Genomic DNA, 18,793 nt, shown 5'->3' on the forward strand with positions numbered 1-18,793 from the left:
AAAAACCCGAAAACCTTATTGACTCTGGAGAAAGACTCCATGCTGCAAAAACAGGCGCTGGTAGTCGATGAAGAAGATCATAGCAGCATTCAGGAATATAAAAGTTCGCAGAGCAGCCAGTCATCCTTTTCCTACAAACTTTGTCGAACTTTCACACAAAAGAGTAATGGCCCATTGCAAGCCAGTGGCAATTCAAAATCAAACTAATACTGGAGAATACTAAAATCAATATGCCATCGATTTGCACTCAGCCGAATGCCGTGTGGCAGGCAAAACGTTTATTGAGTTTTCAGCAGTTACCCATACCCAGCTGCAGGCCTGCCAGGCCCATCTGCTGCCAGCCCCACCAGGCCAGCCAAAGCAGTGCGCCGGCACCTGTCAGTGCCGGCAGCCAAAGCCATGCTTGCCTCACACCACCGCCTGGGCTTGCAGGCGTGCCACCGGGCGCTCGCGCACCGGCCAGCTCAGCGCGGCGGCCAGAACACTGAGCAGCACCGAGATCTGCCAGACCAGGTCGTAGCTGCCGGTGCGGTCATACACCACCCCACCCAGCCAGCCGCCCATGAACGAGCCCAACTGATGGAACAGAAACACGATGCCTGCGAGCATTGAAAGGTTGCGCACACCGAAAATGCTCGCCACGGTACCGTTGGTCAACGGGACGGTCGATAGCCACAACAGCCCCATCGCGATGCCAAACAGATACGCCGTAGTCTGGCTGAGTGGCACCCAGAGAAACAGCACGATCACCACCGCACGCAGCAGGTAGATAGCACTGAGCAGGTGCGGCTTGGACATCTTGCCGCCCAGCCAGCCTGCCGTATAGGTGCCGAAGATATTGAACAGGCCCACCAGTGCCAGCACCGTGGTGCCGACCTGCGCAGGCAGGTGCTGGTCCACCAGATAAGCCGGCAAGTGCAGGCCGATGAACACCACCTGAAAGCCGCAGACGAAAAAGCCCAGCGCCAGCAGCCAGAAGCCCGAATGCGAACAGGCTTCACGCAGCGCTTCACCGAGACTTTGCTGCGGGCCTGCTACCACCACCGGCTTGCTCTGCCTGAGCATCGTCGCCAGCGGTACGATCAGTGCCACCAGTGCAGCCAGCACCAGCAAGGCACTGGACCAGCCCAGCCCGCCGATCAGGCCCAGGGTGCCTGGCAACATGGCGAACTGACCGAACGAGCCCGCCGCACTGGCGATGCCCATGCCCATGCTGCGTTTCTCCGGTGGCAACGAGCGGCCAACCAGACTCAACAGAATCGAAAACGAGGTCCCGGACAGGCCAATGCCGATCAGGATGCCGGCGCTCAGAGACAGGCTCAGGGGGGAATCGGCCATGCTCATCATCGCCAGGCCTGCGGCATACAGCACCCCGCCAACCACCACGATACGCGCCGAACCATAGCGATCGGCAAGTGCCCCGGCAAACGGCTGCGCCAGACCCCACAGCAGGTTTTGCAAGGCAATGGCAAAGGCAAATACTTCACGGCCCCAGCCAAAATCGCTGCTCATGGGCGACAGGAACAGGCCAAAGCCATGCCGCGTGCCCAACGACAGCGCCAGAATCAACGCACTGCCCACCATGATCCAGCCACTGGTTCGCCAGGCTGATGTCATTGTCACTCCTTCCGTGCAGTGCACGCCATGCGGGCGTATACCCGTTTTTGTAGTAATGGATCAGACCAATCTCGGTCCTGTCATCGGGTATATAGGCTGGCACTATGCTTATTGCAAGATGTTTCTCGGACGTGTCAGGGCTGCAAGCGGCGACGAATAGGTTCGAATTCTGCCGTAGCCTTGCGCTGTAACGGGTCACGAGTGCCTTGCTCGATCGCCTGCCAATAAGGCCAGGGCACCTTGGCACTCCCCAACTCATAATCCATGCCGTCCCAGCTGTCTTCACGAAAACTGTAGAAGGCCCAGTGCACACGCTGGCGATCCAACACTGACAGAACATCCTCTAGATACTGCCGACAGCCAGGCAAGCGACGCATACAGCCAAATTCACCGACCACCAGCCGCGACGGCGCTAAACCCACCCTCTTCGCCCAGTCCAGAGGCTGTTGCAGCCAGGCTGCGACCTGAGCGCGCGCCCAAAGCCTGGGCTCGCCAGCAAAGGGCACCACGCCAGGGTAAGTGAAAGGCTGCTTGCGCTGCAGGTTGGGCGCACTGATCGCTGCATAAGGCTCATACATATGCACGCTATACAGCACGCGCTCATCGGCCAGCGCTGCCGGCCAGTAGCCAAACGCATCGGCGGCGGCATACCAGCCGGCATCAAGCATCACCGGGGTCTTTGTATCCACTTCTCGAATCGCCGCCACCAGCGTCTTATAGAAAGCTGGCAAGTCTCGTGGCCCACCCTGCTCGCGTGCATACCATTGATGCATCTGTGTCAGTTCAGCATGCTCGGGCAAATCGCTGTGTTTCTCCGGCGCCGGTTCGTTGATGAGGTTATAGGCTGCGATAGCCGGATGATCCTTGAGCGCCTGCGCCAGATCGCGCCAGTAGGCGGCAGCCTGCGTCCGGTAGTGTGGGTCTTGCCATAGACGATCATCGAACTGACCCTGATTGTTCTGCGCCCAGCGCATGCCTGGCAGTGACAAGGGTGTAATCACCACTTTCAGACCGGCCTGATGAGCACGATCCAGCGTGGCTTTGAGCCGCGTGAGGTCGGTCTGATCGAGCCCGGTGTAGGCGTCGGCATCACCCAGCAGAAAATCACGCTCGGCAGGCTGCCACTTGTCCCAGGACAGCCGCACCCAGGTAGCCCCATAGCCTTTCAGCGCGTTGAAGTAGTCCTGATCAGGCGCCAGTCGGTTGAAGCTGTTGCCACCCTGGCGCGGGGTGTCCCAGAAATCGATCAGATCGGCGGCCATGGCTGGCAGCCCGAAACACCCAAGTACGCTGGCAAATATCCAGTGGCGCATAAAGCCTCCCTGGTCGATGGAAAGGCTCAGAAGGTACGCCTTCGTTGACCGTCCAGCCCTTGCCAAAGGTTTACAGGGGGTTGCTATGGGTTACAGCATGTTACAGGGCAAGCCCCACCAGCACCGCCACCTCAAGCAATTCCAGCAGCGCCCCGGCCGTGTCGCCGGTGGTGCCCCCCAGCCGGCGCAGCATCACGTGGCGAAGCCAATAAAATCCGCCCACGCTCACCATCAGTACCAGCAACCCGCTAAAACCTCCCAGCAATAGACACACAACTGCGACCACGGCCAGCACCTGCCACCCCGCCCGGCGCGGCAAATGATCGGCCAGCGCCTGGCCCAACCCGCCTGAACGCACATAAGGCGTGGTCAGAAACAGCCCCAGCAAAGCGCTGCGGCCGATCAGTGGCGCCAGCAGCAGACCGAGGGTCTGCTGCTGATCGATCAAGGTCACAATCGCGGTGAACTTGAGCAACAGCACCAGCACCAGAGTGACCACGGCAATCGGCCCGCTGCGCGGATCCTTCATGATGGTAAGGGTACGTTCGCGGTCGCCGAAGCCACCCAGCCAGGCGTCGGCACTGTCGGCAAGGCCATCCAGATGCAGACCACCGCTGAGCAGCACCCAGGCACTGAGCAGCAACGCCGCCTGAAGCATCGGCGGTGTGCCGCTCAACAGGTGACTCAAACCGATCAGCACGATTCCGAACAAGCCACCGACCAGCGGATAAAACAGCAACGAACGGCCCATCTGCCAGGGCTCGGGCATGCCCGGCAAACGTACCGGCAGGCTGCTGAGAAATTGCAGGGCGATCCAGAACGGCAACATGTCAGCGCTCCGTTAGTTGACCATCGGCGGCGACGTTGATGGCCAACAAGGCGCCATGACCGACCTCGACTTGCAACAGTTGCTCACGCGGCAAGCCACGAGCCTGAGCCAGCAGCAGGCGCATGACGCCGCCATGGCTGATCAACAGCAGACGCTCGCCGGCATGTCGCTGTTGCAGACGCTGCACGCTGCCCAGCACTCGCGCGGCGAAGGCCTGCACCGGCTCGCCGTTGGGCGGGGTAAAGGTATAGGGGTTATCCCAGAAGGCGCCGAGTCCGGTCGCGTCGGTTTCCATGATCTGCGCCGCGCTGCGCCCTTCCCAATCGCCGAAATGCAGCTCCTGCAAGCCCGGTTCAAGTGCCAGCGGCAGTTGCAGGCGTTCGGCCAGGGATTCGGCAAAACGCGCACAGCGCTGCAATGGCGAGCTGACAATGCGTGACCAGGGACCGCCATCAACCACAGCCGCGTGCATCTGCGCCCAGCCATTGTCGGTCAGCGCGTCGTCCAGGCTGCCGCGCAGCCCACCGCCCAGTTCGGTTTCACCGTGCCTGAGCAAGTCCAGGCTCAGGCTCATGCAGGACGGTCCGCCACCGCGGCTTCGGCAAAGGTCGCCATGCCGTTGTGCAGTTCACAGGCCAGGCGCACCAGCGGCACCGCCAACGCAGCACCGCTGCCCTCGCCCAGGCGTAGCCCGAGGTCGAGCAAGGGTTCGGCGTGCAGCACTTCGAGCACGTGGCGATGGCCGGTTTCGGCACCGCGATGACCGAACAACAGCCAGGGACGGCAGGATGGATTCAAGCGCACCGCCACCAACGCGGCGACGCTACAGATAAAGCCATCGACCAGCGCAACGATGCCTTCCTGGGCACAGGCCAGATAAGCCCCGACCAGGGCCGCGATCTCGAAGCCACCGAGGCAGAACAGGCTGCACAGCGGATCGCCGGCATGCTCGGCGTGCAGCGCCAGACCGCGCTCGATCACGGCAGTCTTGTGCAGCACGCCTTCGGCATTCAGGCCCGTGCCAGGGCCGACCAGCAACGGCGCGGCGCATTCCAGCACCGAGCAGGCCACGGCGCTGGCCGCAGCAGTGTTGCCGATGCCCATTTCGCCGCCCACCCACAGCTCGCTGCCGGCAACCTTGGCGCGCAGCACGCTGTCGCGCCCGGCCTGCAAGGCGGCGTGGCCCTGCTCGACGGTCATTGCCGGCCCCTGGACAAAGTTTGCGGTGCCGGCGCCCAGGTGCAGATGGCGCACGCCGGGCAGGTTCAAGGGCGATACGGTGCCCAGGTCGACCACGTCCAGTTGCGCCGCCAGTTGCCGGGCCAGCACGCTGATCGCTGCGCCGCCGCTGACGAAGTTGCTCAGCATCTGCCCGGTCACCGCCTGCGGATAGGCCGAAACGCCCTCACTGACCACACCATGGTCGCCGGCGAAGATCGAGATCCACAGCCGCTCGACGCTGGGTTTTTCACGCCCTTGCAAACCGGCGATCTGTACGGCCAGACGCTCCAGCTGCGCCAGCGAGCCGGCCGGCTTGGTCAGTTGCTGTTGCCGCGCCAGCGCCGCTTCCCGGGCCGGTACATCGATTGCCTGAGCCGGCGCTAACCACCAGGATTGAGTCATGGAGCGGTTCCTTTCAAAGTCAGGGGCAAGCCGGCCACAGTCAGCACCACGCGCTGGCAGCGCTCGGCCAGGGCTTGATGCAACAGGCCGGCTTCGTCGACATAGCGACGGGTCAGCTCGCCGAGGGGCACCACGCCCAGCCCGGTTTCATTGCTGACAAAAATGATTTCGCCGGGCAACTCGGCAACGCTCTCGAGCAGCGCCTTGAGCTCTTCGGCCAAACGCTCGGCATCGTCGAGCATCAGCAAGTTAGTCAGCCACAGAGTCAAACAATCGACCAGCAGGCAGTGGTCGCTGGCGGCGTGCTCGCGCAGCACCCGGGCCAGGGCCAGTGGTTCTTCGACCAGCCCCCAACTGTCCGGGCGACGCTGGCGATGCAAGGCCACGCGCTGGTTGAGTTCACCGTCCACGGGCTGGCTGGTGGCGATATAGGTCACCGCCAGCCCGCAGCGCGTGGCCAGTTCTTCAGCCAGTCGGCTTTTGCCGGAACGGGCGCCGCCGAGAATCAGTTGCAGCATGTCAATAAGCCTCCAGGCCGCAGAGCTGACGGAGCAAGGCAACATCCAGATGCGTGTCGACCAGATCGGCCAGGCGCTCAATGTCGTATTCGCGCAGCGCGTGGTAATCGATGCTCTGCACCTCGCGCAGCCCAGCCCAGCGCAGCAGTGCGGTGCAGGCCGCCGGCGACTCGAACAGGCCATGCAGGTAAGTGGCGTAAATCTGCCCGTCTGCGCTGTGCGCACCGTCACAGCGACCGTCATCCAGCGTTACCGCGTATTGCGCCAGCGCAGCGCCAGTGGTCACCCCGGCATGAATCTCGTAGCCGGCCACTTCGGCGTCTTCCAGCGCCAGCCGGCCACGCACGTTGCGCAATTGTTTTTCGCTTTCGAGCACCGTGCTCATGTCCAGCAGGCCCAGGCCAGGGCTGGAACCCGGCGCGCCCTCAAGCCCCAGCGGGTCATGCAACTGCTGCCCGAGCATCTGCAGACCGCCACAGATACCCAGCAGCTTGCCGCCATAGCGCAGGTGCCGGGCGATGGCCTCTTCCCAGCCATTGGCGCGCAGCCAGGCCAGGTCGCTGCGCACACTCTTGGAGCCGGGCAGGATGATCAGGTCGGCGGCCGGAATCGGCTGGCCGGGGCCAATGAATTGCAGGTTGACCTGCGGATGCAGGCGCAGCGGGTCGAAATCGGTGTGGTTACTGATGCGCGGCAGCACCGGCACCAGCACGTTCAGCACTTGCTCGGCCTTGTCGGTCTGGCGCCGATCAAGGCCATCCTCAGCTTCAAGGTGCAGGTCCATCAGGTACGGCAGCACGCCGACCACCGGCTTGCCGGTGCGCTGTTCCAGCCAGTCGAGCCCCGGTTGCAGCAAGGCGATATCACCGCGAAAACGGTTGATCACAAAGCCCTTGACCCGCGCCTGCTCGCTGGGCGACAGCAGCTCCAGCGTGCCGACCAGATGAGCGAACACCCCGCCGCGATTGATATCGGCGATCAGCAGCACCGGGCAGTCCACTACCTCGGCGAAACCCATGTTGGCGATATCGTTCTCGCGCAGATTGATCTCGGCCGGCGAGCCCGCGCCCTCGACCATCACCACTTGATAGTGTTCGCTCAGGCGCTGGTGCGAGGCCAGCACGGCCTGCATGGCGATGGTCTTGTAGCCGTGATAGGCCACCGCGTTCATGGTGGTCACCACCCGGCCATGGATGATCACCTGCGCGCCGGTGTCGCTGTTGGGCTTGAGCAGCACCGGGTTCATGTCGGTATGCGGTGGCAGCCCGCAGCCTTGGGCCTGCACCGCCTGGGCGCGGCCGATTTCGCCGCCATCGGCGGTCACGGCGCTGTTGAGGGCCATGTTCTGCGGCTTGAACGGTACAACGCTGACGCCCTGGCGGGCCAGCCAGCGGCACAGGCCAGTCACCAGCGTGCTCTTGCCGGCATCGGAAGTGGTGCCTTGCACCATCAGGGTGGTCATTTCAATTCCTTGCGATAGTCATGCAGCAGCGTGTCGAGGCGCTGCCAGTCAGCCTCGTTGACCGGCAGGCCAATGCGCAGGCTGGCGGTATCGGCGCACTCGCCAGCAAACAGGCGCAGCAACACCCCACGCCGAGCGGCAAACTCATATAAAGGTTGTGCATGCGCCGTGACCCGCCACTGGAACAAGGCGCAGCCGCCGCTGGGCGCCAGATCATGGGCACCGAGCAGTGCCGCCAGGCGTGCGGCGGCCTGCTCGGTGCGCTGGCGCTGCACCTGCTGGCCGGCCTGATCGCTCAAGCAGGCCAGGCCGATCTTGCGCGTAGGCCCACTGACGGCCCACGGGCCGATTTCACGGGCCAGCGCCTTGAGCAGACCAAGATCGGCCAGGGCAAAGCCCAGGCGTACACCGGCCAGACCGAAGAACTTGCCGAACGAGCGCAATACGATCAAGCCGCTACGCCCGCTTTCGATGGCAAGGCTCGACGCCTGGGTGTTGTCCATGAACGCTTCGTCGACCACCAGCCAGCCACCGCGCTCGGCCAACCGCGCATGCCACTCCAACAGACGCTCAGGCGCCAGCAGCAGGCCCGTGGGATTATTCGGGTTGACCACCACCAGCACGTCGAAGCTGTCGATAAAGAACTCAACTTCGTGGGCCAGCACTTCACGTACCAGAAAGCCACCCTTGCGCCAGGCATGCGCGTGCTCGGCGTAGCAGGGCGACACCACGCCGACCTTGCCGCCGTTGCGCAAACGCGGCAGCGCCTGAATGGCCGCTTGCGAACCCGGCAGCGGCAAGGCACGGGGCGCGCTGTAGTAGGCACAAGCGGCCGCTTCAAGCCCGTCGTCGGCCTCTGGCAGACGTGCCCAGTCGCGGGCCTCGATGGCCGGGATCGGCCAGGCCCACGGCGCAATGCCGGTAGACAGGTCGAGCCATTCGGACTCGGGAATGCCATAGCGCTGCGCCGCAGCGCGCAAGCGGCCACCGTGTTCAAGCATACAATTGCGCTCCTGCGCACAGCACCAGCAGCCACAGCCAGACACCGCGCTGCACCAGTTGCCAGCCGGCTTCGATGGACTCGGCATCGGCAGGCTGGCCCTCACCCAACGGCGGCCGCTCATGCAGCTCGCCGTGATAGATCGCCGGCCCGCCCAGCTCGACACCCAGCGCCCCGGCACCGGCCGCCATCACGGGACCGGCATTGGGGCTGTCCCAGGTTGGCGCCTGGGTGCGCCAGCAGCGCAGCGCCAGACGCGTCTTGCCCAGCACCGCGTAGGTCAAGGCCACCAGCCGCGCCGGTACATAATTGAGTACGTCGTCGATCCTGGCTGCTGCCCAGCCGAAACGCTCGAAGCGTTCGTTGCGATAGCCCCACATGGCATCCAGCGTATTGCTCAGCCGATAGAGCACCACGCCCGGCGCCCCCGCAACAGCAAACCAGAACAGCGCGGCGAACACCGCGTCACTGCCGTTTTCGAGCACCGATTCGGTGGCAGCCCGGGCGACACCATTGGCATCGAGCTCCGAGGTTTGCCGGCTGACCAGATAACCGACCCGCGTGCGCGCCTCATCCAGGTCACCGCTGCGCAGTGCGGCGGCTACCGGCTGCACATGCTCGCCCAGGCTGCGCATGCCCAACGCACAATACAGCGCCAGAATCTCGACCAGCGTGCCGATGTACGGCAGCCAGCTGAGCAGCGTGATCAGCAGCGTCAACGGCACCACGGCCAGCACCCAGGCGGTGACGCCATGGCTGCGCCAGCCACGGCCGGCGGCATTGAAACGTTGCTCGATACGCTCGGCATAACGCCCGAACGCCACCAGCGGATGCGAGCGTTTCGGTTCGCCGAGCAACGCATCCAGCGCCACCCCCGCCACGCTCAACAGCGCCACACTCATGGATGCACTCCCCATTGATTTTCATACAGCAATTGTTTGAGCGGACGCGCTTGCGCCCAACCCTCGAGCACCAGCATCGGTGCTGGATAAAAGCCTTGGACCGGCCCCAGACACAGAATCGCCAGCGGCCGCGCGCCGTCCGGCATGTTCAGCAAACGGGCCAGCGCGTCGGGGTCGAACAGTGACACCCAGCCCATGCCCAGCCCTTCGGCACGGGCGGCCAGCCACATATTCTGAATCGCACATGACAAGGACGCGATGTCCATTTCCGGCAAGGTGCGCCGACCAAAGATATGTTGCTCGCGGCCATCCATCAGCGCGGCGACGATCACTTCGGCGCAGTCGTTGATGCCTTCGACCTTGAGCTTCATGAAATCATCGGCACGCTCGCCCAGTGCATGAGCGGTGCATACCCGCTCCTCTTCGACCTGCGCCTGTAACGCGGTGCGCAGGGCCGGGTCGCTGATGCGGATGAAACGCCAGGGCTGCATCAGGCCGACGCTGGGCGCGTGATGCGCGGCCTCCAGCAACCGTGCCAACAGTTCGGGCGCCACCGTACCGCCGCTGAAGTGGCGCATGTCGCGGCGCTCGGCAATCGCCCGGTACACCGCAGCGCGCTCATCGGGGCTGAATTCTGCATCGCTCATGGCTTGAACAACGTCGCTACCGCCTGGGGATTGGAGGGGAAGTAAAAATGCACATACGAGGCCGTCAGCCGGCCCTGACGATACACCGCCTCGGCGCCACGCCCGCCGTTGGGGCTCACGCCGCGGGCAATCGGTTCAAGTGCGGTGCTGGTCAACGAATGATGATAGGTGTGGCCGCGCAGCAGGCCTTCGGGCAGCTCGACGTTCTGCAAGGCCAGTGCCGCCAGGCGCTTTTGCATCACCGCCTCCCCCGGCAGCAGACCGGCCAGTTCGACGCGCACACCTTCGACATCGGTCAACGCATCGAGCAGATACAACATACCGCCGCATTCAGCCAATATCGGCTTGCCCGCCGCGTGATGGGCAGCAATCGCGGCGCGCATCGACTGGTTGGTGCCTAGGGTCACATGGTGCAATTCGGGATAACCGCCAGGCAGATACAGGCTGTCCGCTTCGGGCAGTTGCGTATCGTGGATCGGCGAAAAAAAACTCAACTCGGCGCCCATGCCACGCAGCAGATCAAGGCTGGCGCCATAGATGAAGGCAAACGCCTCGTCACGGGCGATGGCGATGCGCACGCCGGCCAGTAGCGGCTCGAGCGCTTGCGATTCGGGGGCGGCAAAGCTTACCGGTGGCGGCAGCGTGACTTCGCAGGTGCTGCCCAAGGCATGGGCCGCCGCGTCCAGACGGGCATCCAGGTCGTTCAGCTCGCTGGCTTGCACCAGCCCCAAGTGCCGGCTCGGCAACTCGATGCCGGTTTCCCGCGACAGTGCACCGTACCAGCGCAGGCCTTCGGTGAGGCTGTTTTCCAGCAGTTGCGCATGGCGTACAGTGCCGACCCGGTTGGCCAGGACACCGGCAAACGGCAGGTCGGGCTGATAGCGCGCCAGCCCCAGCGCCAGGGCGCCGAAGGTCTGGGCCATGGCGGTGCCGTCGATCACGCCCAGCACCGGCACACCGAAATGCCGCGCCAGATCGGCGCTGGACGGCGTGCCGTCGAACAGGCCCATGACGCCTTCAATCAGAATCAGATCGGCCTCACCGGCCGCTTCCCACAACAGGCGGCGGCTTTCTTCGACGCCGATCATCCACAGGTCGAGCTGATAAACCGGCGCACCGCTGGCGCGCTCCAGAATCATCGGATCGAGAAAATCCGGGCCGCATTTGAAGACGCGAACCTTGCGGCCCTGATTGCGATGCAACCGGGCCAACGCTGCGGTCACTGTGGTCTTGCCTTGGCCTGAGGCCGGGGCAGCAATCAATACAGCGGGACATTGGCGTGCAGCGTCACTCACAGCTCGATGCCCTTTTGCGCACGGATGCCAGCCTGGAAGGCGTGCTTGACCATGGCGATTTCCGAGACGGTATCGGCCAGCTCGACCAGCTCCGGCCTGGCGCCGCGACCGGTAACTACCACGTGCTGCATCGGCGGACGCGCTTGCAGGTCGCTCAGGACCTGATCCAGGTCCAGGTAACCGTGCTTGAGAGCGATGTTGAGCTCGTCGAGAATCACCAGGCCGATGGCCGGGTCGCTGAGCAATTGCTTCGAGACTTCCCACGCTGCCTCGGCGGCAGCGATATCGCGCTGGCGATCCTGGGTTTCCCAGGTAAAGCCCTCGCCCATCACGTGGTAGCGCACCTGCTCGGGAAAACGCCGGAAAAACAATTCTTCGCCCGTGCTGTTGCGGCCCTTGATGAACTGCACCACACCGCACTGCATGTCGTGACCCATGGCGCGGGCCAGCATGCCGAACGCCGAGCTGCTTTTGCCCTTGCCGTTGCCGCTCAAGACCAGCAGCAACCCGCATTCATTGGGGGAGTTGGCAATGCGCTCATCGATAATGGCTTTTTTGCGCAGCATGCGCGCCAGATGGCGTTCGTCACGTTCAGGGGATTGGTTCACACTCAGCTCTCCGCTGGGGGGCACGCGAAAGCAGACGACAGGACAGCATTGGGCCGCAGGCGCGTACCCTGTGCAGAGCATCGCCCGCCGTGATGCCGTGAAAAAGTGACAGGCCGGTCTCCGGGCTCATGAGCGGGATATCCATCCCAGGCGGTGCGCCTTCCCGGACCTGAAGACCAGTGGCGTTGGCACAGCCTCGACTCATCTACCGTTGCGGGGGCAGCGCCGGGATCGGATGGCTCCTGACCGGCTTCCCTGTTTCACCTCGCCAATCAATGATTGCAAGGCACCTGAAACAAGCGGCGAAGGGTAGAGGGTTGGGCAAACAGCGTCAAACAGTATTGAATTGAACCTCCCGGACGGCGCTTTCTCTATCCTTTAACCTCCTTTGGTTTTGCGAGATGGATCCCGGCATGCTCAGACTCGACCCGCGTTACGCACTCATTCTGCTCACCGCAGGCGGCCTGGCGGCCTGCGGCGAAACCGCCAAGCTGCAAGTGGCCGACGGTTTCGGCCCCACTCCGCAATTACCCGAGCCCAACAAGACCCTGATGCCGACGGTCAATATCGCCCCGGCCATCGGCTGGCCCGAAGGCGCTAAACCCATCGCCGCACCGGGCACTCAGGTGGCGGCGTTTGCCGAGGGCCTGGACCATCCGCGCTGGCTGTATGTGCTGCCCAATGGCGATGTGCTGGTGGCCGAGTCCAACGGCCCCGCCAAAGACAGCTCCGGTCTGCGCGACTGGATAGCGCAAAAAGTCATGAGCCGTGCGGGCGCCGGCGTGCCCAGCGCCAACCGCATCACCCTGCTGCGCGATGAAAACCGCGATGGCATCGCCGAGACCCGCTCGGTGCTGCTGGAAAACCTTAATTCGCCGTTCGGCATCACATTGGTCGACAACACCCTGTATGTGGCCGACACCGACCGACTGATCAGCTTCCCTTATGAAAGCGGCCAGACCCGCATCAGCGCAGCGCCGACCACCGTCACCGACCTGCCCGGCGGCCCGCTTAACCATCACTGGACCAAGAACGTGATTGCCAGCCAAGACGGCAGCAAGCTGTACGTCACCGTCGGCTCCAACAGCAATGTCGGCGAGAACGGCATGGACCAGGAACAAGGCCGTGCGGCGATCTGGGAAGTGGACCGCGCCTCGGGCCAGAAGCGCATTTTCGCCTCAGGCTTGCGCAACCCCAACGGCATGGACTGGGAACCGGTGACCGGCAAACTGTGGACGGCGGTGAACGAACGCGACGAAATTGGCAGCGACCTGGTGCCTGATTATGTGACCTCGGTACAGGACGGCGGCTTTTATGGCTGGCCCTACAGCTATTACGGCCAGCATGTCGACAAGCGCGTCGAGCCGCAAAACCCGGAGTTGGTGGCCAAGGCCATCGCGCCAGACTACGCGGTAGGCCCGCACACCGCTTCATTGGGCCTGGTGTTCGCCGACGGAAAAACCCTGGCGGCACCGTTCAATCAGGGGCTGTTCATCGGCCAGCACGGCTCATGGAATCGCAAACCGCACAGTGGCTATAAAGTGGTGTTCATCCCGTTCAAGGACGGCAAGCCCAATGGCCAGCCGATCGATGTGCTGACCGGGTTCTTGAACAAGGATGAAAAAGCGCTGGGGCGCCCGGTCGGTGTGGTCAACGACCAGCGTGGCGGCTTGCTGGTAGCCGACGATGTGGGCAACAGGATCTGGCGAGTGACCGCCAAGCAGTGAGACGGGGGTCGGCCGCTGCTGTCAGCGGCCGTTCTGTGCCAGGTTTTCCGGGCGAATGATGCGCTTGGCATTCAGATAGGCTTTCTGCCAATACGGCTTGCTCAGGCTGTCGAGCTTGACCGTACCACCGGTAGCCGGCGCATGCACAAAGCGCCCTTCGCCGACATAGATACCGGCATGCGAGACCTGCGAACCGCCAGAGGTAGCGAAGAACACCAGATCGCCGGTCTGCAATTGTTCGCGACCGACAGTGGGCACATTCATCACGATCATGTCGCGCGTGGAACGCGGCAGGCTGATGCCGGCCATGTCACGGTAGACATAGCTGATCAGGCCGCTGCAATCGAAACCGGAATCAGGAGTATTGCCACCCCAGCGATACGGCGTGCCCACCAGACTGAACGCACGGAACAGCACGTCTTCGACGGCAGGAGAAGGCACGGTAGCGGGCGCGGCCAGCACAGGGCGCTGAACGATACGAGGTTGCGGGGGCGGCGGCGCGCTGGCACAGGCGCCAAGCAGCGCAGCAAGGGAAATTACAGCCAGGCGCAATGTCATCGACATAACCACAACTTCTCCATTCGGATGCGGCCTTGTTGCCGAAAAATACAAAGCCCGGTCAGGGACCGGGCATCACGTCATTTATGGCGTTTGATAGTAGCTGGTTTCACGCTGGTCGAGGTCATCGCAGTGGTTTGTACTTCACCGGCGGCAGGCGCCATGACCAAAGCACGCTTGGCCTCGATGAACGTCTTGCTCCAGTACGAGTCATCCAGACTGTCGATGCGCACGCCACCGCTGCGGCGGCTGCTGGAGTGGATGAACTGATCACCGCCCAGATAGATCGCCGCATGGCTGACCCGACCACGGCCGGCAGTGCTGAAGAACAGCAGATCGCCTGGCTTGAGGTCACTGCGCGCGACTTGCGGCGCATCGATGTTGATCATTTCGCGACTCGAACGCGGCAAGCTCATGCCGGCCTCTTCGCGGAACAGGAAATTGATGAAACCGCTGCAATCGAAACCCGACGTGGTCGAGCTGCCGCCGAAGCGATAACGAGTGCCGATCAGCGACTTGCCACGCTCCAGAATGGAGTCGGCCAGCAGAGGCAACTGATAGTTGGTTTCTTTGGAGAATTCGGCCAGTTCTTCTTCAGCTTCTTGTGCTTGCTGCATTTGTGCAGTATGAGCACGGCGTGCGCTGGACTGGGCGGTAACGGAATTCGTGTACTGAGCCTGGTATTCAGGCTGTGGCTGGGTGACCGATGAATGGGTCGAGCAACCGAACAGAAACGTAGCGAAAACGAGTGGCACGAGGGGTGCTAAGCGAACAACCTGCATGGGCACGACCGTGGGTGAAAAATTGAGGAGCCGCGACTATGCCCGCTATCAAAGTGATTTGCAAATTCTATCGAATTAAATGTGACTTATGAGTTCCGGCATGACATGTGCGGCCCGACCCTTGAGAAAAACGTCCATGCCAGCACTGTAGTCAGTGGCTAAAGGATTGATTTCCAAGGTAAACCCACCTGAGACACGCGTGCGCAACACAGGTTCCTGTATATAAGGAAAACTCGCAGTGGTGCCAATACTTAGAACCGCATCGAAGCCCAGACGCATCTGCTGCTCCAGAGCCTCCAGAGCCCGCTCAGGAAGCATTTCCTGAAACAACACCACCGGGGGTCGCAAAATGCCATTACAAACGCCGCACAGAGGCGGTAGAGGGCGTTGCAGATGCTCACTCAAATGCGGGTCTTGGGCGCCGCACGATTGACAGAATAATGGCGCTATCTGCCCATGAATTTCGATCAAACGATCCGACGGACTGCCGGCAGCACGGTGGTAGCCATCGACATTTTGCGTCAGCACCCAGCATTCGGGCTTGAGGCGCTGCAACTGAGCGATGGCGTAATGCGCAATATTGGGCTCGCCATCCAGACAGGCTTTGCCCAACTGGGCGATGTATTTCCAGCACAACGCGGGGTCGCGACGCAGCATCGGCCCGGACAAGGCCATTTCGATAGGCAGATCGTCTTCGGTGCGCCCGTTATACAGGCCGCTCACGCCGCGATAGGTCGGCAAACCCGAATCGGCCGACAGCCCGGCACCGGTAATCACCAGAATGCGTTTGGCATGGCGCAAGGCTGCGCCGGCCTGACGGATCAGTTGCGGGTCGACCGGGGCGTCTACCACCCCAGGGTTTCCTTGAGAAACGGAATGGTCAGCTTGCGTTTTTCCTGCAGCGAGGCCTGATCAAGACGCTCGAGCAGATCGAACAGCGCACTCATGCTGCGCGTGCCACGGGTCAGGATAAAGTGCCCGACATCGTCGGTCAGGTGCAGGCCACGGCGCGAGGCGCGCAATTGCAGAGCACGCAATTTGTCTTCGTCAGACAAACCGCGCATCTGGAACACTAACGCCATGGTCAACCGTGACTTGAGGTCCGGCAGCTTGATTTGCAGTTCACGCGGGGATTTGGAGGCGGCGATCAACAAGCGCCGACCGCTGTCACGCAGGCGGTTGAACAGATGAAACAGCGCCTCTTCCCAGTCCGGCTTGCCAGCAATGACGTGCAGGTCGTCCAGGCACACCAGCTCGTACTGCTCCAGGTGATCGAACAACTCGACCCCCTCTTCAAGCAACTGCGCCAACGGCAGATACACTGCAGGCTCGCCAAGCTGCTTGAAGCGCAAACACGCGGCCTGCAACAGGTGCGTACGCCCTACCCCGTCCTTGCCCCATAAATAGATGAGGCTCTCGGTCCACCCCGCGTCTGCTTCACACAGGCGCTCGACATAGCCCAGCGCCGCCGCATTGGCACCGGGATAGTAATTGATGAAGGTGGCGTCATCACGCAGACGCACACTCAGGGGCAGCTGAACGGGTTTCATGCTGTCTGGGCGCTTCCTGGGAGCAAGCGAACCTCGGAAAAAAGAATGCAAAGTCTATACCTGCAAGGCGGGCCGCACAATGCGACACACCTCAAGGAAAATCAAAGGCTTGCAGTCGTGCCATCAGGCAGTCTGCCTACAGCTGCGGATCGCGGGGGCCGGCATACACGTCCGAGTCCTTGTAAAGCGTATGAACATGACGCAACAACACCATGATCACCGCCGCCGCCGGCAGCGCCAATAAAATACCGGTAAAGCCGAACAGCTCGCCGCCCGCCAGGATCGCGAAAATCACCGCCACCGGATGCAGGCCAATACGGTCGCCTACCAGCAGCGGGGTAAGGACCATGCCTTCCAGCGCCTGCCCGACCATAAACACGGCAACGATGCCGAGCATCGGGTACAGATCGCCGCCGAACTGGAACAGGCCGGCAATCAACGCAGCACCAATGCCGATCACGAAGCCCATATAAGGCACGATAGCTGCCAGTCCGGCGATGACGCCAATCAACAGCCCCAGCTCCAGCCCTACCAGCATCAGGCCGGCGGCATAGATGACACCCAAAGCCACCATCACCAGCAACTGGCCGCGAATGAACGCCCCCAGCACTTCATGGCACTCACCCGCCAGATTGACGATCTGCGCCTCGCGCTGACGCGGCAGCAGGCCGTGGATTTTGGCCATCATCACATCCCAGTCGCGCAGCAGGTAAAAGCACACCACCGGGATCAGCACCAGGTTGGTCAGCCAGCCGATCAGCGCCAGGCTTGAAGCGGTGGCCTGGGACAGCACGATGCTGACGATGTCGCCCGCCTCGCTCATGTGCCCGGACAAAGAGGTCTTGAGCTTGTCGAAACGCCAGAAGCCGTCCGACAGACCGAACTTCGCCTGCGCCCACGGCAGCGCCGTGTGCTGCAGCCAGTCAAGTATCTGCGGCGCCAGCTCATACAGGCGCATCAACTGCCTGAACAACATGGGTACCAGCACCAGCAGCAAGGTCATCAACACCAGGGTGAACAGCGCGAACACCGCCACCACCCCCAGGGTACGCGACAGACCGAGCCGCTCAAGACGATCCACCAGCGGATCGCCCATGTAAGCCAGCAGCAATGCCACCAGAAACGGCATCAGGATGGTGTGCAGCAACCCCAGAAAGACCAGCAGCAGAACAGCCCCGCCAATCCAGAACCAACGCCGCGTATCAGTCATTTAATGCCTCTGCATCTGAAAACCATTGACAGGCCCGCCTTACCAGCGGAAATACAACCGCGATGCATCAGTCGGCGCGACACCCGGAGCAACCGGCGCAGTGGCATCCACCGGGACCGCCTCGCTGGCCGGCACCTCTTGCAAGCGAGCCAGTGCCAGTTGTGAGCGAACCTGTTCGGCGCTGGCACTGACCTCGAAGGTCAGCTTGTCGCCCTCGACCAGCACCAGCCGGCCAGCGAACGGTTCAAGCAACCGGTGCAGTTCAGCATAGCGCTCCAGCGTCGAGCCCTGGACCTGCAATTGCTGCGTACTGGCGACGGCGCCCGGCTTGACGGCAAAACGCGGCGCCAAGCGTTCGCTCACCGCCAGCAGCACGGCATCGGCCAACGCTTCTGGATTGGCGCCGGCGGCCGTGCCCTGCTCGCGCTGGTCGCCCAGCCACAACCGCCAGGTGCCCTGCCATTGGCCGCCGTCTTCACGGGCATGCACCGCCAGAATCGCATCGGTGCCGTAGCGCTCGGAGGCTTGCTTGAGTTCAGTAGCATCGTTGTCCGCCAGGTGTTGCGCGGTGCCCACCCCCTGCTCGCTCAGATCGGCCAGCGGCAAGTGCAGCGGCAGCCCGCGATGCTCGGCGGCGCGGCGCAACGGTTCAGCGGCAGCCTGGCCGTCGCCGACCAGATTGGAACCCTCGACCGAATCGTTCAGCCACCAGCCAAGAATGCTCGGCCGATTGCTGCCCCAGATCGGCAGGCCGGCCTGGCGCAAGACGCTGTCGGTGCTGGACGGGTCAAAATCCACCAGCAGTGTCTCTGGCGGGCCGGCTTCATAGCCGAACTGGCTGATGATTTTCTGCGGGTTCTTGCGCAGTTCAGTCAGCGGCGCCTTGGCATTGCCAGTCAGGCGCAGGAGCAGGGTTTGCACCGCCGCCTGAGTGGCCCGGTCACGCTCCTGCGGCGACTGGCCAGTCACTGGCTCGCGCACTTGATAGAGATTGTTCACGGTCTGCGCAAACGCCGGCAGGCTCGCCAGACCCAGGCAGCCAAGAAGAAGACAGGTGGAAAAACGCATGGGCAGTTCCCGAACGAAAAGGAAGACAGCAGGTGAATACGAGACGTGGGACAACAAAAACCACCCATTCATTCACATTAAAGC

The 18,793-nt window shown here is 62.7% G+C and carries 19 protein-coding genes and 1 riboswitch; of the genes, 1 reads left to right on the top strand and 18 read right to left on the bottom strand.

Annotated features, from left to right (window positions below):
• Nucleotides 1–408: 408 nt before the first annotated feature.
• The 12 genes from ACYP2A_RS28415 to cobO form a co-directional block, all read right to left on the bottom strand.
• Entirely contained in the window at nt 409–1,617 is a 1,209-nt protein-coding gene (locus ACYP2A_RS28415; RefSeq protein WP_459749249.1) for an MFS transporter, read from the bottom strand.
• A 134-nt stretch (nt 1,618–1,751) separates the two neighbouring features.
• Nucleotides 1,752–2,930 carry a glycoside hydrolase family 5 protein gene (locus ACYP2A_RS28420; protein WP_459749250.1) on the bottom strand — a complete coding sequence of 393 codons (1,179 nt, stop codon included), beginning with the start codon at nt 2,928–2,930 and terminating at the stop codon, nt 1,752–1,754.
• Nucleotides 2,931–3,030: 100 nt separating this feature from the next.
• Nucleotides 3,031–3,759, bottom strand: coding sequence for an adenosylcobinamide-GDP ribazoletransferase (locus ACYP2A_RS28425; RefSeq protein WP_459749251.1), 729 nt, complete (start codon nt 3,757–3,759; stop codon nt 3,031–3,033).
• Between the two features lies 1 nt (nt 3,760).
• A complete protein-coding gene (gene cobC, locus ACYP2A_RS28430) occupies nt 3,761–4,333 on the bottom strand; it encodes an alpha-ribazole phosphatase family protein (protein ID WP_459749252.1) in 573 nt (190 codons plus the stop codon).
• The gene (gene cobT, locus ACYP2A_RS28435) at nt 4,330–5,382 is read right to left on the bottom strand and encodes a nicotinate-nucleotide--dimethylbenzimidazole phosphoribosyltransferase (protein WP_459749253.1); all 1,053 of its coding nucleotides are present in this window, start codon (nt 5,380–5,382) and stop codon (nt 4,330–4,332) included. The genes cobC and cobT overlap by 4 nt, the downstream gene beginning before the upstream one ends.
• Nucleotides 5,379–5,900 (bottom strand): bifunctional adenosylcobinamide kinase/adenosylcobinamide-phosphate guanylyltransferase, encoded by a 522-nt coding sequence (cobU, locus tag ACYP2A_RS28440; RefSeq protein WP_459749254.1) that lies wholly within the window; start codon nt 5,898–5,900, stop codon nt 5,379–5,381. Before cobU ends, cobT begins: the two co-directional genes overlap by 4 nt.
• Before the next feature lies 1 nt (nt 5,901).
• Entirely contained in the window at nt 5,902–7,362 is a 1,461-nt protein-coding gene (locus ACYP2A_RS28445) for a cobyric acid synthase (protein WP_459749255.1), read from the bottom strand.
• Entirely contained in the window at nt 7,359–8,363 is a 1,005-nt protein-coding gene (cobD, locus tag ACYP2A_RS28450) for a threonine-phosphate decarboxylase CobD (RefSeq protein WP_459749256.1), read from the bottom strand. Before cobD ends, ACYP2A_RS28445 begins: the two co-directional genes overlap by 4 nt.
• The gene (gene cbiB, locus ACYP2A_RS28455) at nt 8,356–9,264 is read right to left on the bottom strand and encodes an adenosylcobinamide-phosphate synthase CbiB (RefSeq protein WP_459749257.1); all 909 of its coding nucleotides are present in this window, start codon (nt 9,262–9,264) and stop codon (nt 8,356–8,358) included. The genes cobD and cbiB overlap by 8 nt, the downstream gene beginning before the upstream one ends.
• Entirely contained in the window at nt 9,261–9,911 is a 651-nt protein-coding gene (gene bluB / locus ACYP2A_RS28460; protein ID WP_459749258.1) for a 5,6-dimethylbenzimidazole synthase, read from the bottom strand. Before bluB ends, cbiB begins: the two co-directional genes overlap by 4 nt.
• A complete protein-coding gene (locus ACYP2A_RS28465; protein WP_459749259.1) occupies nt 9,908–11,206 on the bottom strand; it encodes a cobyrinate a,c-diamide synthase in 1,299 nt (432 codons plus the stop codon). Before ACYP2A_RS28465 ends, bluB begins: the two co-directional genes overlap by 4 nt.
• Nucleotides 11,203–11,814 carry a cob(I)yrinic acid a,c-diamide adenosyltransferase gene (gene cobO, locus ACYP2A_RS28470; protein WP_459749260.1) on the bottom strand — a complete coding sequence of 204 codons (612 nt, stop codon included), beginning with the start codon at nt 11,812–11,814 and terminating at the stop codon, nt 11,203–11,205. The genes ACYP2A_RS28465 and cobO overlap by 4 nt, the downstream gene beginning before the upstream one ends.
• 94 nt (nt 11,815–11,908) lie before the next feature.
• Nucleotides 11,909–12,123: riboswitch (cobalamin riboswitch) on the bottom strand.
• A 104-nt stretch (nt 12,124–12,227) separates the two neighbouring features.
• Here cobO and ACYP2A_RS28475 point away from each other — a divergent pair.
• Nucleotides 12,228–13,541 carry a PQQ-dependent sugar dehydrogenase gene (locus tag ACYP2A_RS28475; protein ID WP_459749261.1) on the top strand — a complete coding sequence of 438 codons (1,314 nt, stop codon included), beginning with the start codon at nt 12,228–12,230 and terminating at the stop codon, nt 13,539–13,541.
• 21 nt (nt 13,542–13,562) lie between these two features.
• Here the strand turns inward: ACYP2A_RS28475 and ACYP2A_RS28480 are convergent, their stop codons facing one another.
• The 6 genes from ACYP2A_RS28480 to ACYP2A_RS28505 all read right to left on the bottom strand — a co-directional run bounded on the left by ACYP2A_RS28480 (nt 13,563) and on the right by ACYP2A_RS28505 (nt 18,709).
• Nucleotides 13,563–14,105, bottom strand: coding sequence for a C40 family peptidase (locus ACYP2A_RS28480; RefSeq protein WP_459749262.1), 543 nt, complete (start codon nt 14,103–14,105; stop codon nt 13,563–13,565).
• A gap of 74 nt (nt 14,106–14,179) precedes the next feature.
• Nucleotides 14,180–14,881, bottom strand: a complete 702-nt coding sequence (locus ACYP2A_RS28485) for a C40 family peptidase (RefSeq protein ID WP_459749263.1) — start codon at nt 14,879–14,881, stop codon at nt 14,180–14,182.
• Nucleotides 14,882–14,956: 75 nt separating this feature from the next.
• Complete coding sequence (locus ACYP2A_RS28490; RefSeq protein WP_459749264.1) at nt 14,957–15,733, bottom strand: NAD-dependent deacylase; 777 nt, start codon at nt 15,731–15,733, stop codon at nt 14,957–14,959.
• A complete protein-coding gene (hda, locus tag ACYP2A_RS28495) occupies nt 15,727–16,431 on the bottom strand; it encodes a DnaA regulatory inactivator Hda (RefSeq protein WP_459749265.1) in 705 nt (234 codons plus the stop codon). The genes ACYP2A_RS28490 and hda overlap by 7 nt, the downstream gene beginning before the upstream one ends.
• Before the next feature lie 136 nt (nt 16,432–16,567).
• A complete protein-coding gene (locus ACYP2A_RS28500; protein ID WP_459749266.1) occupies nt 16,568–17,641 on the bottom strand; it encodes an AI-2E family transporter in 1,074 nt (357 codons plus the stop codon).
• 39 nt (nt 17,642–17,680) lie between these two features.
• Nucleotides 17,681–18,709: a DUF2066 domain-containing protein gene (locus ACYP2A_RS28505; RefSeq protein ID WP_459749267.1), complete on the bottom strand. Its 1,029-nt coding sequence runs from the start codon at nt 18,707–18,709 to the stop codon at nt 17,681–17,683.
• Nucleotides 18,710–18,793 lie beyond the last annotated feature (84 nt).

It is taken from the genome of Pseudomonas sp. 3A(2025) (assembly GCF_054589175.1).

Coding starts and splice junctions, on each gene's coding strand:
- ACYP2A_RS28415 (WP_459749249.1), bottom strand. CDS start 1,617: ATGACATCAGCCTGGCGAACCAGTGGCTGGATCATGGTGGGCAGTGCG.
- ACYP2A_RS28420 (WP_459749250.1), bottom strand. CDS start 2,930: ATGCGCCACTGGATATTTGCCAGCGTACTTGGGTGTTTCGGGCTGCCA.
- ACYP2A_RS28425 (WP_459749251.1), bottom strand. CDS start 3,759: ATGTTGCCGTTCTGGATCGCCCTGCAATTTCTCAGCAGCCTGCCGGTA.
- cobC (WP_459749252.1), bottom strand. CDS start 4,333: ATGAGCCTGAGCCTGGACTTGCTCAGGCACGGTGAAACCGAACTGGGC.
- cobT (WP_459749253.1), bottom strand. CDS start 5,382: ATGACTCAATCCTGGTGGTTAGCGCCGGCTCAGGCAATCGATGTACCG.
- cobU (WP_459749254.1), bottom strand. CDS start 5,900: ATGCTGCAACTGATTCTCGGCGGCGCCCGTTCCGGCAAAAGCCGACTG.
- ACYP2A_RS28445 (WP_459749255.1), bottom strand. CDS start 7,362: ATGACCACCCTGATGGTGCAAGGCACCACTTCCGATGCCGGCAAGAGC.
- cobD (WP_459749256.1), bottom strand. CDS start 8,363: ATGCTTGAACACGGTGGCCGCTTGCGCGCTGCGGCGCAGCGCTATGGC.
- cbiB (WP_459749257.1), bottom strand. CDS start 9,264: ATGAGTGTGGCGCTGTTGAGCGTGGCGGGGGTGGCGCTGGATGCGTTG.
- bluB (WP_459749258.1), bottom strand. CDS start 9,911: ATGAGCGATGCAGAATTCAGCCCCGATGAGCGCGCTGCGGTGTACCGG.
- ACYP2A_RS28475 (WP_459749261.1), top strand. CDS start 12,228: ATGCTCAGACTCGACCCGCGTTACGCACTCATTCTGCTCACCGCAGGC.
- ACYP2A_RS28480 (WP_459749262.1), bottom strand. CDS start 14,105: ATGTCGATGACATTGCGCCTGGCTGTAATTTCCCTTGCTGCGCTGCTT.
- ACYP2A_RS28485 (WP_459749263.1), bottom strand. CDS start 14,881: ATGCAGGTTGTTCGCTTAGCACCCCTCGTGCCACTCGTTTTCGCTACG.
- hda (WP_459749265.1), bottom strand. CDS start 16,431: ATGAAACCCGTTCAGCTGCCCCTGAGTGTGCGTCTGCGTGATGACGCC.
- ACYP2A_RS28500 (WP_459749266.1), bottom strand. CDS start 17,641: ATGACTGATACGCGGCGTTGGTTCTGGATTGGCGGGGCTGTTCTGCTG.
- ACYP2A_RS28505 (WP_459749267.1), bottom strand. CDS start 18,709: ATGCGTTTTTCCACCTGTCTTCTTCTTGGCTGCCTGGGTCTGGCGAGC.